This is a genomic window from Nocardia vinacea, assembly GCF_035920345.1.
In the GTDB taxonomy this organism is placed as follows: domain Bacteria; phylum Actinomycetota; class Actinomycetes; order Mycobacteriales; family Mycobacteriaceae; genus Nocardia; species Nocardia vinacea_A.
The window spans coordinates 1,347,230-1,361,824 of the sequence record NZ_CP109149.1 but is presented as its reverse complement, the minus strand read 5'-3'; the positions used below and the strand labels follow the sequence as shown (position 1 = coordinate 1,361,824).

Annotated in this window: 14 protein-coding genes and 1 pseudogene; 6 read left to right on the top strand and 9 right to left on the bottom strand. The window is 65.1% G+C overall.

The window, feature by feature from the left end:
* Window positions 1–420 precede the first annotated feature (420 nt).
* Together OIE68_RS06460 and OIE68_RS06455 are read left to right on the top strand one after the other, a co-directional pair.
* Window positions 421–570, top strand: coding sequence for a hypothetical protein (locus OIE68_RS06460; protein WP_327098464.1), 150 nt, complete (start codon window positions 421–423; stop codon window positions 568–570).
* Window positions 571–916: 346 nt separating this feature from the next.
* Window positions 917–1,900 (top strand): magnesium transporter CorA family protein, encoded by a 984-nt coding sequence (locus OIE68_RS06455; protein WP_327098463.1) that lies wholly within the window; start codon window positions 917–919, stop codon window positions 1,898–1,900.
* A gap of 64 nt (window positions 1,901–1,964) precedes the next feature.
* Here the strand turns inward: OIE68_RS06455 and OIE68_RS06450 are convergent, their stop codons facing one another.
* The gene (locus OIE68_RS06450) at window positions 1,965–2,162 is read right to left on the bottom strand and encodes a hypothetical protein (RefSeq protein WP_327098462.1); all 198 of its coding nucleotides are present in this window, start codon (window positions 2,160–2,162) and stop codon (window positions 1,965–1,967) included.
* Between the two features lie 231 nt (window positions 2,163–2,393).
* Between OIE68_RS06450 and OIE68_RS06445 the strand changes: the two are divergent.
* A pseudogene (locus OIE68_RS06445) lies at window positions 2,394–2,600 on the top strand (response regulator transcription factor); the annotation flags it as partial.
* A 112-nt stretch (window positions 2,601–2,712) separates the two neighbouring features.
* Window positions 2,713–3,189 (top strand): DoxX family protein, encoded by a 477-nt coding sequence (locus OIE68_RS06440; protein ID WP_419150683.1) that lies wholly within the window; start codon window positions 2,713–2,715, stop codon window positions 3,187–3,189.
* A gap of 156 nt (window positions 3,190–3,345) precedes the next feature.
* Here OIE68_RS06440 and OIE68_RS06435 read toward each other — a convergent pair whose 3' ends face one another.
* From OIE68_RS06435 to OIE68_RS06400, 8 genes are all read right to left on the bottom strand, one after another.
* Window positions 3,346–4,431 (bottom strand): sulfite oxidase, encoded by a 1,086-nt coding sequence (locus OIE68_RS06435; RefSeq protein ID WP_327101593.1) that lies wholly within the window; start codon window positions 4,429–4,431, stop codon window positions 3,346–3,348.
* Window positions 4,432–4,836: 405 nt separating this feature from the next.
* Complete coding sequence (locus tag OIE68_RS06430; RefSeq protein WP_327098461.1) at window positions 4,837–5,979, bottom strand: ABC transporter substrate-binding protein; 1,143 nt, start codon at window positions 5,977–5,979, stop codon at window positions 4,837–4,839.
* Entirely contained in the window at window positions 5,976–6,752 is a 777-nt protein-coding gene (locus OIE68_RS06425) for an ABC transporter permease (protein WP_327098460.1), read from the bottom strand. Before OIE68_RS06425 ends, OIE68_RS06430 begins: the two co-directional genes overlap by 4 nt.
* A complete protein-coding gene (locus tag OIE68_RS06420) occupies window positions 6,749–7,657 on the bottom strand; it encodes an ABC transporter ATP-binding protein (RefSeq protein WP_327098459.1) in 909 nt (302 codons plus the stop codon). Before OIE68_RS06420 ends, OIE68_RS06425 begins: the two co-directional genes overlap by 4 nt.
* Window positions 7,654–8,544: an ABC transporter permease gene (locus OIE68_RS06415; protein WP_327098458.1), complete on the bottom strand. Its 891-nt coding sequence runs from the start codon at window positions 8,542–8,544 to the stop codon at window positions 7,654–7,656. Before OIE68_RS06415 ends, OIE68_RS06420 begins: the two co-directional genes overlap by 4 nt.
* A gap of 91 nt (window positions 8,545–8,635) precedes the next feature.
* The gene (locus tag OIE68_RS06410) at window positions 8,636–9,673 is read right to left on the bottom strand and encodes a TIGR03842 family LLM class F420-dependent oxidoreductase (RefSeq protein WP_327098457.1); all 1,038 of its coding nucleotides are present in this window, start codon (window positions 9,671–9,673) and stop codon (window positions 8,636–8,638) included.
* Between the two features lie 19 nt (window positions 9,674–9,692).
* On the bottom strand, window positions 9,693–11,114 hold the full coding sequence (gene hydA, locus OIE68_RS06405) for a dihydropyrimidinase (protein WP_327098456.1): 1,422 nt from the start codon (window positions 11,112–11,114) through the stop codon (window positions 9,693–9,695).
* Window positions 11,115–11,130: 16 nt separating this feature from the next.
* Complete coding sequence (locus OIE68_RS06400; RefSeq protein ID WP_327098455.1) at window positions 11,131–11,967, bottom strand: nitrilase-related carbon-nitrogen hydrolase; 837 nt, start codon at window positions 11,965–11,967, stop codon at window positions 11,131–11,133.
* A 122-nt stretch (window positions 11,968–12,089) separates the two neighbouring features.
* On the opposite strand from OIE68_RS06400, the gene OIE68_RS06395 reads away from it, so the two are divergent.
* Together OIE68_RS06395 and OIE68_RS06390 are read left to right on the top strand one after the other, a co-directional pair.
* Window positions 12,090–13,541 (top strand): PLP-dependent aminotransferase family protein, encoded by a 1,452-nt coding sequence (locus OIE68_RS06395; protein ID WP_327098454.1) that lies wholly within the window; start codon window positions 12,090–12,092, stop codon window positions 13,539–13,541.
* Between the two features lie 217 nt (window positions 13,542–13,758).
* Complete coding sequence (locus OIE68_RS06390; RefSeq protein ID WP_327098453.1) at window positions 13,759–14,478, top strand: peptidylprolyl isomerase; 720 nt, start codon at window positions 13,759–13,761, stop codon at window positions 14,476–14,478.
* Window positions 14,479–14,595 lie beyond the last annotated feature (117 nt).

The following is a 14,595-nucleotide window of genomic DNA, read 5'->3' as shown; positions in this document are numbered from 1 at the left end:
ATTCGGAACCAGCGTCTTGGCCATACGCAATGCGAATGCCCGGCTGTCGCGCACCGAATCGGCCATGGCGCGGTAGTCGGCAGGGAAGGCGACGATGTGACCGCCCAAGAGCGGGCCTACCTGCGGGCGTCCTACAGCCCGCCCGCGGTCGTCACCGCATCCGCGGGCGGACACGTCCACCGTCGGTGACATCCCCGGCGCAGGCGGGTCGAACCTGACTGTGCCACAACCGAACCCTCGCCCCATCCGCGGACCTGACCCCACACGATCACTTCCCGCCGCGCTGGATCGGAACATCGCCACCGCGGCAACACCGGCACACGGCATTACCCGGCTCCGACCTCGGAGGTTTCTTAGCGACATCTCAACGGCCGGGCCCGCTATCAGCGGCTTACGCTCGAAATATCGGAAAGGGAAGCGATGAACAACGGACGCGTGGTGCTGCTCGCCACCCAATCGGGGGATCTCCCCAGCTACAGCACGAACGCAGTCATGGTCGGCTCCGCCATCCTGGTGATGATCATCATCGTGGTCACTGCCTACGTGATCCTCGGCGGACGACGAGGCTGACCCTTGGCGGCTTCCACGTACAGAAGATAGCGCCGAACCTCCATGGGCAATGATGATTCCGGCTCCCGAGCTGGCCCGGTGAACGCTGCAACCTCACCGGTCTCCACGATCTCGCTGACACTGCGTAATTCGTGCTCCACGTAGGCGCCCGTGCGCGCACGGCACCCTCGAAGCCGCCAGGATACGGCCGCCCCGGCATCGAGTATGCTGCGTCGCCTCCAAGATCAGGCGACCGCCACGCAGATCTGGTCGTCCGGATCATCTCGCCCGAATTCGACGAGTCACCCCGTCGGCACGGCTCCGGTGCTATCACGGAGGAGACGGTGCATCGCGTGAGGAGGCCGACATGGACGTCCGGTTCATCTCCGACGGCGGTGTGCGCGCGTATCCGGCTACCGATCTGAACGAGTTACTCGACCGGCCTGACGGACTGGTCTGGGTGGACGTCCCGACCTGGGACGATCAGGCCGCCCACGCGTTGACCGACGTCTTCGGATTTCATCCTCTCGCTATCCGGGACTCGATGAACCGCAACCAGGTGCCCAAGGTGCACCGGTACGCCGACCACATGTTCCTGGTGCTGCACGCACCACAGTCCGGGGCGCAGGGGCACGTGCATTACGTCGAACTCGACCAGTTCATCGGCGGCCGCTACCTCGTGACAGTGCACGGACCACTGAATCCGGCGATCGATCAATCGACCGCGATGGTCGAGGTGAACGCCGTGCTGGGCAGGCTGGAGTCGGGCAGGCTCGAGCCCGGCAACGCATTCGAACTGTCCCACGCCCTGCTCGCCGCGCTCACCGCGCGAATGCGGGCCTACACCGCCGAGCTGACCAAGGACGTCTGGAAGCTCGAGCAGCAAGTCACCGCCGGACATCTCGGCGATCCGGAAACCTTCCTCGACGAAATGTTCCGGGCCCGCCACGGCCTGCTGACGGTCCGCACCATGGCCACGCTGAGCCACGCCCTGTACGGCCGGATGGTCACCATCGAGGCGTTCGGCGCCGGCACGGGTCAGCAACTGCTGCTCGACGCAGTCGATCAGTTCGAGCACCTGACAGTGATGGCCGACAGCCAAAAGGACTACCTGCAGGGCACGATCGAGTTCTATCAGGCACGCACGAACACCAAGATGACCATCGCGGCCGAGCGGCTCGCCGTCATCGCCGCCATCACGCTGCCGATCACGGCACTGTCGTCCATCATCGGCATGAACCTGATCGTGAACGACCGAACCCAATGGATCTGGCTAGCCCTTGCCCTGCTCGCGATGCTCGCGATATCGACGTACCTACTCGTCTGGGCGAAACACAAAGGCTGGTTCTGACCAATGACATTCGACATCGCCCGGAATGACGGGAAGCACCCTCGGTCCCGGGACGACACCGCCCTCACACGTGGTCGACCAAGCCTCTGGCACCCTCGGACACGGCGCAGTGCGCGCAGCAGAAGAATCGACCGTCGGCCTCCACACCGTGGCCGATGATCTTGCAGTTACAGTGCCCGCAGATAGGTGCCATGCGGTGGATCGCACATTCGAAGCAGTCGAAGACATGCCGCATTCCCTGAGCCTCGACGACGATCGGCATAGCGTAATCGTTACCGCAAACCTCGCATGCGCTCATGAAACCGTAGGTTACTCCGCAGAACCGGCACTATGTCTCTACTTGTGGGTTATGTGCGCATGACCGGGGTCGACCTGCGCGGTGCAGGTCATCGCCTCGAATTCGGCACCGACGTCCGGGCAGTCGACGCCCAGCCGCAGCGCCCGCACAGTCGAGACGACCCGGTCGACGAATTCGTCGTAGATCGGGCCTCCAGCCGATACCGCCCTTCGCGAACGCGAGGCCGTGGCCCTGGTCGCGCACGGCCTATCCAACGACCAGATCGCCGACCGCATGGTGATCAGCCCGCTGACCGCGAAAACCCACATCAACCGAGCCATGACCAAGCTCCACGCCCGCGTCCGCACCCAACTCGTAGTTCTGGCCTACGAATCCGGCCTGGTAGCCCCGCGCGACTCCTGACATCCACGGTCCTGGCCGCTAGCTCGAGAGCTACGGCCCGTGGGTAGGCTCGGCCCAGCGGTGATCTGCGATATCGGGAGGCGATGTCACGGTGGCTGGATCGAGTCGGGGGTTGTGGGCGGGGCTGCTGGGTGCTGACGGGCCGGGCGCGGTGGTTTGTATTCGGGTGTCGGTCGGGTTGGTGTTCCTCAGTGAGGGGATCCAGAAGTTTCTGTATCCGGACAAGCTGGGACCGGGGCGGTTCGACAAAATCGGTATCCCCGCCGCGCCGTTCTTCGCGAACCTGGACGGGGTGGTCGAAATCGTTTGCGGCACACTGATTGTGGTCGGGTTGCTGACCCGGCTGGCGGCGATCCCGCTACTGATCGACATTATTTTGGCGATCGTGCTGACCAAGCTGCGCGAGCTGGGGCCGGGTGGATTCCAAGGCGTGCAAGGCTTTTGGGGGATGGCGCACGACGCGCGCACCGATTTCGCGATGCTGTGTGGCCTGATATTCCTGTTGTGGATCGGCCCCGGCCACTGGTCGATCGACGCGATCATCACCCGCATGTTGGCGGCCGGTGTTGCGGGGGAACAGGTTTCGTAGCCGGTGTCGGGTCAGGTGGCGTGGAGCAGGGCCATGAAACCGAAGTCCATGTGCAGTTGACTGTGGCAGTGCAGCAGCGACAGGCCATCTTCCTCTAGGAAGAAGCGGCCCCTAAACCCGTGACGGCTCAGCCCGTCGGCCGGGCAGTCCCATGCCTTAAAGGATCGTCAGTTTGATGTGGGCCCAGGCGTTGTTGCCGTATCCGCGGGGATTCCAGACGGATGCTGGGGATTCGGGTTGTGTGGCTCCGGCGTCGTCCCAGGCGCGCGCGGTGATGTTCAGTGGCCCGGGTCGCATGTCGACGGTCAGCGACCACGGCCGCCACGCCCACCGACTGGGTGCGGGGTGCAGGTCGGCCTGCCGCCAGCTGCGGCCGTCGTCGACGGAGACATCGACCCGTGCGATGCCGTGGCCGTCGCCGGCGATTGCCCATCCACGAACGGTGCGGGAGCCACGCGGAATCTGATCGCCCTCGGTGGGCACGAGGATGTCGCAGTTGAGCGCCAGCGACGATAGCGAGATGCCCTCGCCCGGTGCGACCGCCTCTGGGTCGGCCTCGGGCGGAAGAATACGGTAGTCGAGGGCCTGAAAATAGTTCTGTGATGGGACGGATTGCACGGTGACGGCGGTGACCCATTTGACGCTGCGAGCCCCGATGTAGCCAGGCACCACCACACGCACCGGGCCACCGTGAGCGCGCGGAAGTGGCTGAGAATTCATCTGCCAGGCCAACAACACCTCCTCGCGGAGCGCCTTGGACAGCGGGATGGAACTGCCATAGGACTGGACCGGCCGGGCCTCTTGGGCCACGTCGGGCGCAGCGAATGCGACGTGCAGTCGGTCATCGTGGTCCACCCCGGCCGCCTGCAGTACATCGGCCAGCCTGGGCCCGGCCCACTCGGCGGTCGAGATCGCGCCGTGCTCCCATGGCTCCTTGCCGGGGATCGGGCGCACCGCCAGCAGTTCAGCGCGCCGGTTGCCGGCACACGCAAGCGTCGCTACCACGCTGTGTTGCTCAAAACCGGTCGTCAGCTGGTCGTAGGTCACGGTGAGCGGGTTGTCCACCCGTCCATCGACGCCCAACCGCCACCGCTCGGCGGGGATGTCGGGGAACGGACCGTGATTGCGCGCATAGAACGCGTCCACCGCGGTGATTTCGCTGCTCGCCAGCACCGATGGCGGCGGCTCGGCGTTGAACGGCAGCCGCCCCCGCACAATCATGTCCTCGCGCTTACCCCACATCTCACCGCCCCACCAACGAGTAGTCGCGGACTGCGAATTCAATCCTATCGCCGGTTGAAGGAGATCTGCTTGTAGTCGCGGCGCGCGGTGTGCGTCGGCGCAGGAGAAGCCGCTGGCGAGCAGCATTTCGCCGGGGGCTGAGGCCGATGCCGGGCACCTGGCTCCGCTTGAAGTCGGCCACCTGCTCGATGATCATCGCCGCCATCAGCACCCCACCGACACCTAGCGGCCCGAAGGGCAGAGTCGGTGGTCGGTCGGGTCACCTCCGCATCCCAGCGGTACACCGCCACCGGTGCAACCTGGTTCCAGGCGACAAGGCACTCGTTGCAGCCCCTCTGATCCCATGAACACGCACTCGAGGCGAGTTCCACCCCGATCTGGGGGTCAGAAGACGTGATCGACCACCTATTTACCGCCTTCGGTCAGTGTCACCTGCTGCGGCGCGAATCCCGTTCCGGTGACATCGATTCCACCGGATTTCAGTAGGTCCAGTGCCTTGGTCACGTATTCGTTGGTGAACGCGCCCGCATCGGGATCCTGCTTCAGCACCGTGACGCCCTCCTGGTTCTTGGTCTCCTTGGCGATCTTCACGGTGCGGTCCCATGCGGACTTGTCGATCATGCCGATCCCGTTGGGCGAGGGCCAGATCAGCTTGTTGACCTCGTTGATCTGCCACTGCTGGTGGCTGGCGCCGAGCGTGCTGCCCGCGGCGACGGTGATATCGCGGCATTTGTCGACATTGTCGCGGCAGAACGCCCAGCCCTTCAGCGAGGCCGCGAGGAATTTGACGGTCTGGTCCTGGTATTTCGCATCCTTCAGTTTCTCCGAATTCGCCCAGATCGCATCCTGCAGCATGGCCACGCCCTCGTCGTTCCAGTCGATGGTGGCGAAATCGTCTGCGGTGTAGAGCTTCCCGGTGGCCGGATTCTTCGTCTCCAGCAGCTGGGCGTATTCGTTGTAGGACATGGCCTGGGCGGCAGTGATGTCCTTGGCGAGGAAGGCGTTCATATCGAACTGCTGCTGGACCAGCTTGACATCCTTGGACGGATCGATGCCCGCCTTGGTCATGCCCGCAAACAGCTCGAATTCGTTACCGTAGCCCCAGTTTCCGACGGTCTTACCGCGCAGCGCGGCCGGGCCCGTGATGTTGTCGGACTTGAACGACACCTGCTTGGTGCCCGAGCGCTGGAACACCTGCGCCACATCGGTGATACCCGCCCCGGACTCGCGCGAGGCCAGCGCCTTGGGTACCCAAGCGATCGCGTAGTCGGCCTGCCCCTGGGCCAGTACCGTCTGCGGCACGATATCGGTTCCGCCATCGAGGATTTCGACGGACAAACCCTGCTCCTTGTAGAAGCCCTGGTCCACGGCGGCCAGATAACCCGCGAACTGCCCTTGCTTGAACCACTGCAACTGCAGGCGGACCTTGGTCAGGCCGTCTGCGGTGGTTCCGGAGCCACTGTCGGTGGTGCTGCAGCCGGTCAGCGCGGCCGCCGCCAACGCCGCCAGCGCGAGACAAGCGCGTAAACGCCCTGTGGCAGTTCTCATTTCGATCTCCCAAAGATGTCGCGGATCAGGATGTTCCGGGGTCGGCGGGTCAGTTGTTCGAGAATCAGAACGACGGCGAGGAAGAGCAGGCCGACGATCATGGCGCCGACCACATAGGCCCACGCACGCGGATAGGCGGTATTCGCTGCGGCGGAGGTGATTCGGCTGCCGAGGCCGTTCTGCAGGCCACCGAAGTATTCGGCGATGATGGCCGCGATCACCGCACCCGGCGCCGCGATGCGCAGCCCGGTGAACAGGTAGGGCAGTGCCGCGGGCAGCCGCACCGTCCGGGTGATCTGCCAGCCGCCTGCCGCATACGAGGTCATCAGATCGGTCTGCACCTGCGGCACCTGCCGCAGGCCGCGGGCGGTGCTGACGAACATCGGGAAGAACACCACGATGGCCACGACCATGCGGCGCGGGGTGTCGGTGGTGGTCGAATACATCGAATTCAGCAGCGGGGCGAGCGCGACGATCGGCACCGCGGCGGCCGCGGCGGCCAGCGGCGTCAATAGCCCCTCGACCAGCCGGAACCGTACCGCGACCATGGCCGCCACAATGCCTACGACCGCACCTACCAGCAGGCCGATGAGAGCGTTCGTACCAGTCGCGGTGGCGGCATCGACGATGCGGTCGAAGTTCTCGGTGAACTGTTTCGCGATCGCGGTCGGTGCGGGCAGCAGGAAAGACGGCACACCCGCGACGACGGTCAGCACCTGCCACAGCGCTAATCCGCCGACGCCGAATACCACCGCCGGTAGCCACGTCTTCATTGCAGATCCTGTCCCGCCACGATGATGTCGGCGGTCTCGTGTCCGCCGCGCAGTGCGGTGCGGACGGCGGCGACGGCCTCGAAAAACGCCTCGCTGGAACGGATATCGTCACCGCTGACGCCCGCTTCCCGGCCCCAGCCGCCGGTCGGCACGATCTCGGTGATGCGGCCGGGCCGCGGTGACATGATCACCACGCGGTCGGACAGGAACACCGCCTCCGGAATGGAGTGCGTCACGAAAACCACTGCGGCACCAGTTTCTCCGGCGATGCGCAGTAACTCGCCCTGCATGCGTTCGCGGGTCATTTCGTCCAGCGCCCCGAATGGTTCGTCCATGAGCAGCAGCGAAGGTTTACGGGCCAATGCCCTGGCAATCGCCACGCGCTGTTGCATACCACCGGACAGTTCCGCCGGATAGCGGTGCGAGAAATCGGTGAGACCGGCCATCTCGAGGAGTTCCGCACTGCGAGAGCGTCTTTCAGCCTTCGTAACCTTGTGTAGCTCGAGTGGTAATTCGACATTGGACTGAACGGTGCGCCAGTCCAGGAGTCCCGCCTGCTGGAAGGCGATGCCGTAATCCTGGTCGATTCTGGCCTGCCGCGCGGTCTTGCCGTGCACGGTCACGCTGCCGCTGCTCGGCCGTTCCAGATCGGCGATGATGCGCAGCAGGGTGGATTTGCCGCAGCCCGAGGGACCGATCAGCGAGACGAACTCCCCCGCAAGGACTTTCAGCGAGACACCCGTGAGCGCGGTTACCGAACCCGCGTCGAAGATCTTCCCAACATCGGTGAGGTCAACCGCCGCAACGTCTTCGGCCTTCGCCGCGACGGAACCCGGATCCGGCGCCTGGATCTGCTCATCGGCCGCATCGCTGCCCGTGGTGGCCGATTCCACTTTCCCGGTCAACGGGTACCTCCTGAAGAACCGCGCGCCCCGGCGGGACGGCTGTATCGACGTAGTGCCACTTCGGCCAGGCCGACGACGGCGGTCACGGCGACACCGAGCAGTGCGGCGGCGAGAACAGCCGCATAGAGCCGGGCCGCATCGCCGGTGGCCTGCTGGGAGAAGACGATGATCTGGCGGCCGATGCCACCCGCGGTGCCGGTCGAGATCTCCGCGACCACGGCGCCGATCACCGATGCCGCGGCGGCCAAGCGCAGGGCGGACAGAAAATGCGGCACTGCGGCGGGAAACCGCAAGTGCACCAATGTCTCCCACCAATTCGCGGAGTAGCTGTGCAGCAATTCCACCGACGCCTTGGACGGCGCCTGCAATCCGCGCAACATTCCGACCGCCACCGGGAAGAAGGCCAGATACGACGCGATGACCGCGATACTCATCCACGGCCGCCACGGCTCACCGGCAATGACGATCTTCCCGCCCCACCCGGCCACCAGCGGCGCCAAGGCGATCAACGGAACCGTCTGCGAGACAACGATATAGGGAAGTAATCCGCGCTCGACGAAGGAGAAACGCTGCATCACCACCGCGAGCGCGATACCGACTACCGTTCCGATCGCCAATGCCAACAGCGCGAGCCCGAAGGTGAATCCCGCTGTGCGCAGCAGTGTTCCGCCAACGGTGCCGGCGCCGTCTTTGTCACCGAGCACCGCGATGACCGACCAGACGTGCGGCAACGCAGCGTCGCTCGTGCGCGGCAGAATCCGGGTATCGCCGATACTCACCCCGCGCTCGGGCACGAAGTACTTGACGAGTTCCCAGACCGCGACCACCAGCACCAGCACACCGACCGCGTAGCCGACCTGCCGAGCCCGCACAGCTCCCGCTCTCATTGATCGCCCGCCGACACCGGAACCGGCTCCGCGAGACGCCTCTTGACCAGCTCATAGCACCCCGCCGCGAGCGCCGCCGCTGCCGAGGCGATCACTCGGCGCCCGCCGTCGCCGTGACCGGATACGCCAACCGTGGCAGCACCGACTCCCCGTACGCCTCCAGCGTGGCGGTCTTGGCATCATGCTGGAGATAGACCGCGAACTGGTCGACACCCAACTTCTCCAGCTCGTGCAGCCGAGCCAACTGCTCATCGGGCGTGCCGATCACACAGAAACGGTCCACGATGGCGTCCGGCACGAATTCGGCATGCGTATTGCCCGCGCGCCCGTGCTCGTTGTAGTCGTAGCCCTGACGGCCCGCGATGTAGTCGGTGAGCGCGGCCGGAATATCGCCGTCGGTACCGTATTTCGCGACGATATCGGCGACATGATTGCCGACCATGCCGCCGAACCAGCGGCACTGTTCGCGGGCATGCGCCGTCGCGGCCTCGGATCCGTCGGTGACGTAGGCCGGTGCCGCCACACAGATTTTCACCGATCCCGGCGCGCGCCCGGCCTGCTCGGCGGCCGCCCGCACCCGGGCGATCGTCCACGCGGCGATATCCGGGTCGGCGAGTTGCAGAATGAATCCGTCGGCGACCTCACCGGTCAGATCGAGTGCACGCGGACCGTATCCGGCCACCCACACCTCGAGCCGCGAGGCGCTCGCCCACGGGAAGCGCACCACGGTGTCGCCGACGCGGGCACTGCGACCATTGCCGAGTTCCCTGATCACCTCGATGGATTCCCGCAATGTCGCCAAGGTCGTCGGTTTGCCGCCGAGGGTGCGCACCGCGGAGTCGCCGCGGCCGATACCGCAGACGGTGCGATTGCCGAACATATCGTTGAGCGTCGCGAAGGTCGACGCGGTCACCGTCCAGTCCCTGGTGGCCGGGTTGGTGACCATCGGGCCGACGACCACCTTGCGGGTGGCGGCCAGAATCTGGCTGTGGATGACGTAGGGCTCCTGCCACAGCAGGTGCGAATCGAAGGTCCAAACATGCGAAAAGCCGTGTGTCTCCGCCTGTCTGGCCAGTTCGACCACCCGCGAGGCGGGAGGTGTGCATTGCAGCACCACACCGATATCCATGCGGCACTCTCCAATCGGGTCAGATCAGGTTCTGCGACAGTTCGCGGGTGATGAACCGGCCGTGACCGGCACTGCCCAGATACGAGCCGTCGTCGATGATCACGCGGCCGCGCGAGAGCACCTTGTCGACGTGTCCGTCGATCTCGAAGCCCTCCCAGGCCGAATGATCCATATTCATGTGGTGTGTCTTGCCGAACCCGATGCTGGTGTGCCCGGTCGGGTCATAGATGACGATGTCGGCGTCGGCACCCGGACTGATGACACCCTTGCGCGGATACATACCGAACATGCGTGCCGGGGTGGTGCAGCAGACCTCGACCCAGCGCTCCAGTGATATCAACCCGTTTTTGACGCCCTGGAACATCAGATCCATCCGATGTTCGACGCCGCCGATCCCATTGGGAATCTTGCTGAAGTCGCCGAGCCCCAACTCTTTCTGATCCTTCATGCAGAAGGGACAGTGGTCGGTGCTCACCGATGTGACATCACCCGTGCGGATATAGCGCCACAGCTCGTCCTGATGTCCCTCCACCTTCGACCGCAGCGGCGTCGAGCACACCCACTTCGCGCCCTCGAAACCCGGTGCGCCCAAATGCTCTTCGAGCGACAGATACAGGTACTGCGGACAGGTCTCACCGAAGACGTTCTGCCCGTTACCCCGCGCGGCGGCGATCTGTTCCATCGCCTGCTTGGCCGAGACATGCACGACATACAGCGGCGCATTCGTCAACTGCGCCAACATGATCGCGCGATGTGTGGCCTCCTCCTCCATCTGCCACGGCCGGGAGACACCGTGGTAGTACGGCGAGGTCTCACCGCGGGCCAGTGCCTGCTCGACCAGCACATCGATGGCGATGCCGTTCTCCGCGTGCATCATCAGCAGCGCGCCGAGATCGCCCGCCGATTGCATGGCCCGCAGGATCTGACCGTCATCGGAGTAGAAGACACCCGGATAGGCCATGAACAACTTGAAGCTGGTGACACCCTCGGCCACCAATTCGCTCATCCCCTTGAGGGATTCGTCGTTCACCTCACCGATGATCTGATGGAATCCGTAGTCGATCGCGCAGTTGCCCGCGGCCTTCTCGTGCCACAGACCGAGGGTGTCCTGCACCCGCTCCCCCGGCTTCTGCACCGCGAAGTCGACAATGGTCGTGGTGCCACCCCAGGCGGCCGCGCGGGTGCCGGTCTCGAAGGTATCCGAGGCCTCGGTGCCGCCGAAGGGCAGCTGCATATGGGTGTGGCCGTCCACGCCGCCGGGAATCACATATTTGCCGGTCGCATTGATGGCCACATCCGCGGACGCGGCGAGATCCGCGCCCAATGCGGTGGCACCGGGTTGCAGGACCGCGACAATCGTCTCGCCGTCGACGAGCACATCGAGCAATTGCGATCCGGTGGGCGAAACCACCGTGCCGCCGTGAATGAATGTTTTCGTCATATCGATATCACCAGCCTCAGGGAGCCACCATCGGTCCGTAGGCGTCGGGGCGGCGATCGCGATAGAACGCCCAGCGGTCGCGCACCACCTTGATCAGATCCATATCGAGGTCACGGATCACCAGTTCCGGATCGGTGTCCGAGGCGACGTCTCCGACGAATTTACCTTCCGGATCCACGAAATAGCTGGTTCCGTAGAAATCGTCATCGCCGTATTCCTCTATACCGACCCGGTTGATGGCGCCGATGAAGTATTCGTTGGCGACCGCGGAGGCCGGTTGCTCCAGCCTCCACAGGTAGCCGGACAGGCCGCGCGAGGTCGCGGAGGGGTTGAAGACGATTTCCGCACCCGCCAGGCCCAGGGCGCGCCAACCCTCCGGGAAATGCCGGTCGTAGCAGATGTAGACGCCGACCTTGCCGACCGCGGTATCGAAGACCGGCCAGCCCACATTTCCTGGCCGGAAGTAGAACTTCTCCCAGAATCCGTTGACGTGCGGAATATGGTGTTTGCGGTACTTGCCGAGATAGCTGCCGTCCGCATCGATGACTGCCGCGGTGTTGTAGAGCAGCCCGGGCTGTTCCTGCTCGTATACCGGCAGGATCATTACCAAGCCCAATTCCTTTGCCAGGGCGGCGAATCGCTCCGTCGTCGGACCCGGCACCGATTCCGCGTAGTCATAGAACTTCGTGTCCTGCAACTGGCAGAAGTACGGGCCGTAGAACAACTCCTGGAAGCAGATCACCTTGGCGCCCTGCGCGGCGGCCTGGCGTGCATAGTCCTCGTGCGCCTTGATCATGGACTCTTTATCACCCGTCCAGTTCGTCTGGACGAGCGCCGCTCGAACGATTCCCATGCTTTGTTATACTTCACCGAGATCCAATTCGGTTGTGTTACAAGATTGCGGAAACAGTTTCGTAGCCGTAAACCTTGGGGCCGGTCTTCGTTCCGGCGCTGTGCCCGACGCAGAATGACGCTGTGAACTTCGATCCGACGACCGCGCCGCAGGTGCCCGCAGACAACCTGCGAGACACCGCGCCCGCCCCCGTCGCGGCCCGGTCCGGCCTGTTCAACGCGGATCTCGAAGATCGCACCCCGGCCGGAATCGCGGCAGCGGTGAGCCGCCGGATTCGTTCCGGAGCAATCGAACCCGGATCGCGGCTGCCGACCGTGCGTGAGGTCGCCCGCGAGTTGCGGGTCTCCCCCGCTACCGTCAACCAGGCTTGGCGCGCGCTGGCCGCCACCGGCGCGATAGTGGCGAGGGGGCGTGCCGGAACCTTCGTCGGCGAACGCAGCGCCACCCGCGCGACCGCGCCGACGGGACGCTATCAGCGCCTGCACCCGCCTTCGGACAGCGCCTTCCGCATCGATCTGTCCCGCGGTACCCCGGATCCGCAGCTTCTTCCGGATCTGGTCGCCGCACTGCGCGCGATCACCGAGCACGGACGCGGCAACGATCTCGCGGCGGACTATCTCGGCGAGGCCGTGCTGCCGGAATTGGCCGCCAAGGTGCGCACCGATTGGCCCTTCCGCGCCGAACGGCTCGCCGTCGTCGACGGGGCGCTCGACGCCATCGATCGACTGCTCACCACCCATGTGCGGCTCGGCGATGCGGTCGCTGTCGAGGATCCCTGCTTCCCACCTTTTCTCGACCTGCTCGCCCGGATCGGAGCTCGGCCTATTCCGGTTCGCATGGATGAATCCGGTTTACTGCCGGACGATCTCGAGCGTGCACGTGGTGCCGCAGCGCTGATCCTGCAGCCGCGCGCACAGAATCCGACGGGTGTGTCGCTCACCGCCGCACGCACCCGCGAACTGGCCGAAATCCTTACCGGCACAGACACTCTCGTCATCGAGGACGACCACTCCGCGGGCATCGCATCCACCACACTGCGCTCCCTCGGCTCGCGACTGCCGAGCCGAACGGTACATATCCGCTCCTACTCCAAATCGCACGGCGCGGACCTGCGCCTCGCGGTGGTCGGCGGCCCCGCCGAGCTGCTCGATCCGATGGTCGAACGGCGCATGCTCGGTCCCGGCTGGACCAGTCGACTGCTGCAGCGCCTGCTGCTCACCATGCTCGACGACGACACCGCCGTGCGCGCCGTCGCCGCCGCTCGCACCGAATATCGCAGGCGCTCAACCGAACTCCGCCGCGCACTGGCTCGCAAGGGCGTCGCCGTCGCTCGCGGTGACGGCATAAACCTGTGGCTGCCCGTCGCCGACGAGAACGCGGCCATGATCTCCCTGGCCGCCGCGGGCATCAAGGGCGCACCCGGCCGCCCCTTCGAGGTCGAGGACCACCCGCACGGCGACCACCTGCGCATCACCGTCGCCGCGATCACCGACGGCGAGCTGGACTGGCTCACCAGCGAGCTCGCCGCCGCAACCACCGCGGCCCCCACCTACCGTCGCGTTCGCCGCGCTTAGGATCCCGGCTCGATATCGAAGCTGGTGGCGCCGTCGTCACCGGCTGGGATGACGGGCACGATCACCGAAAAGATGCTAGCCGACCACCCGCCGCACATCCGCGGATTTCCTTTGCCACACAGTCGCAATACGCATCTCGTTCCGCTGGAAGCGTCGAGATGGAATGATCCGCTCAGCATCACCCGATGCGATACACAACAGAAGGAGACCCTGACCGGTGAGCAGCGAAGTGCAGGTGCGGCAATTCGACCACCATCAGCCCATCAGGCAGCATCGCAGAGTCGGGACTGCCCTGCTACGGGGCCTCGGTGTACTCGCCGTCGGCACCACCCTCGCGATCTTCGCCACCGGCGGGGTCTCGGCGGATCCGGGCACACCGGTCGCCGGATGCGTGGCCCCCGATTCGGCCAAGCCCGAGAGCAAGCAGTGGGCCAGCGAGCCCGCAATGGCGATCGATACGGGCGCCAAGTACACCGCACAGCTGGAAACCACCTGCGGCACAGTCGATATCGCCCTGGAGGCCGCCCGCGCACCGCGCACGGTGAACTCCTTCGTATTCCTCGCCGGGCAGAAGTATTTCGACCACACCCAGTGCCACCGCTTGACCACCGCGGGCATCTTCGTCCTGCAGTGCGGTGATCCCACCGCCACCGGCTCGGGCGGTCCGGGCTACCAGTTCCCGAACGAGAACCTGGACGGCGCCACCTATCCGGCGGGTACGGTCGCGATGGCCAATGCCGGTCCCGACACCAACGGCAGCCAGTTCTTCCTGGTCTACAAGGATTCGCAGCTGCCGCCGAACTACACCCCGTTCGGCAAGATCACCGGCGGTTTGGATGTTCTGGCGCGGGTCGCCAATGCGGGCGCCGCGGGCGGCGAAGACGGTCGCCCGAACGCCGATGTCGTCCTGAATTCGGTGACCACCGCTCAGGGCTGATCGACATAAGCTGGTGGCGGTGTCGTCCATGGCGACACCGCCATCGGTTTTTTGGTGGGCCCCCTGCGAGATTTGCGTCCCGACACTTGACTTGGAGTGCACTCCAGGTCATAGCGT

Bases quoted from the DNA above. Each gene is read 5' to 3' on its own strand.
- OIE68_RS06460 (WP_327098464.1), top strand. From the start codon at position 421: ATGAACAACGGACGCGTGGTGCTGCTCGCCACCCAATCGGGGGATCTC.
- OIE68_RS06455 (WP_327098463.1), top strand. From the start codon at position 917: ATGGACGTCCGGTTCATCTCCGACGGCGGTGTGCGCGCGTATCCGGCT.
- OIE68_RS06450 (WP_327098462.1), bottom strand. From the start codon at position 2,162: ATGCCGATCGTCGTCGAGGCTCAGGGAATGCGGCATGTCTTCGACTGC.
- OIE68_RS06435 (WP_327101593.1), bottom strand. From the start codon at position 4,431: ATGTGGGGTAAGCGCGAGGACATGATTGTGCGGGGGCGGCTGCCGTTC.
- OIE68_RS06430 (WP_327098461.1), bottom strand. From the start codon at position 5,979: ATGAGAACTGCCACAGGGCGTTTACGCGCTTGTCTCGCGCTGGCGGCG.
- OIE68_RS06425 (WP_327098460.1), bottom strand. From the start codon at position 6,752: ATGAAGACGTGGCTACCGGCGGTGGTATTCGGCGTCGGCGGATTAGCG.
- OIE68_RS06415 (WP_327098458.1), bottom strand. From the start codon at position 8,544: ATGAGAGCGGGAGCTGTGCGGGCTCGGCAGGTCGGCTACGCGGTCGGT.
- OIE68_RS06410 (WP_327098457.1), bottom strand. From the start codon at position 9,673: ATGGATATCGGTGTGGTGCTGCAATGCACACCTCCCGCCTCGCGGGTG.
- hydA (WP_327098456.1), bottom strand. From the start codon at position 11,114: ATGACGAAAACATTCATTCACGGCGGCACGGTGGTTTCGCCCACCGGA.
- OIE68_RS06400 (WP_327098455.1), bottom strand. From the start codon at position 11,967: ATGGGAATCGTTCGAGCGGCGCTCGTCCAGACGAACTGGACGGGTGAT.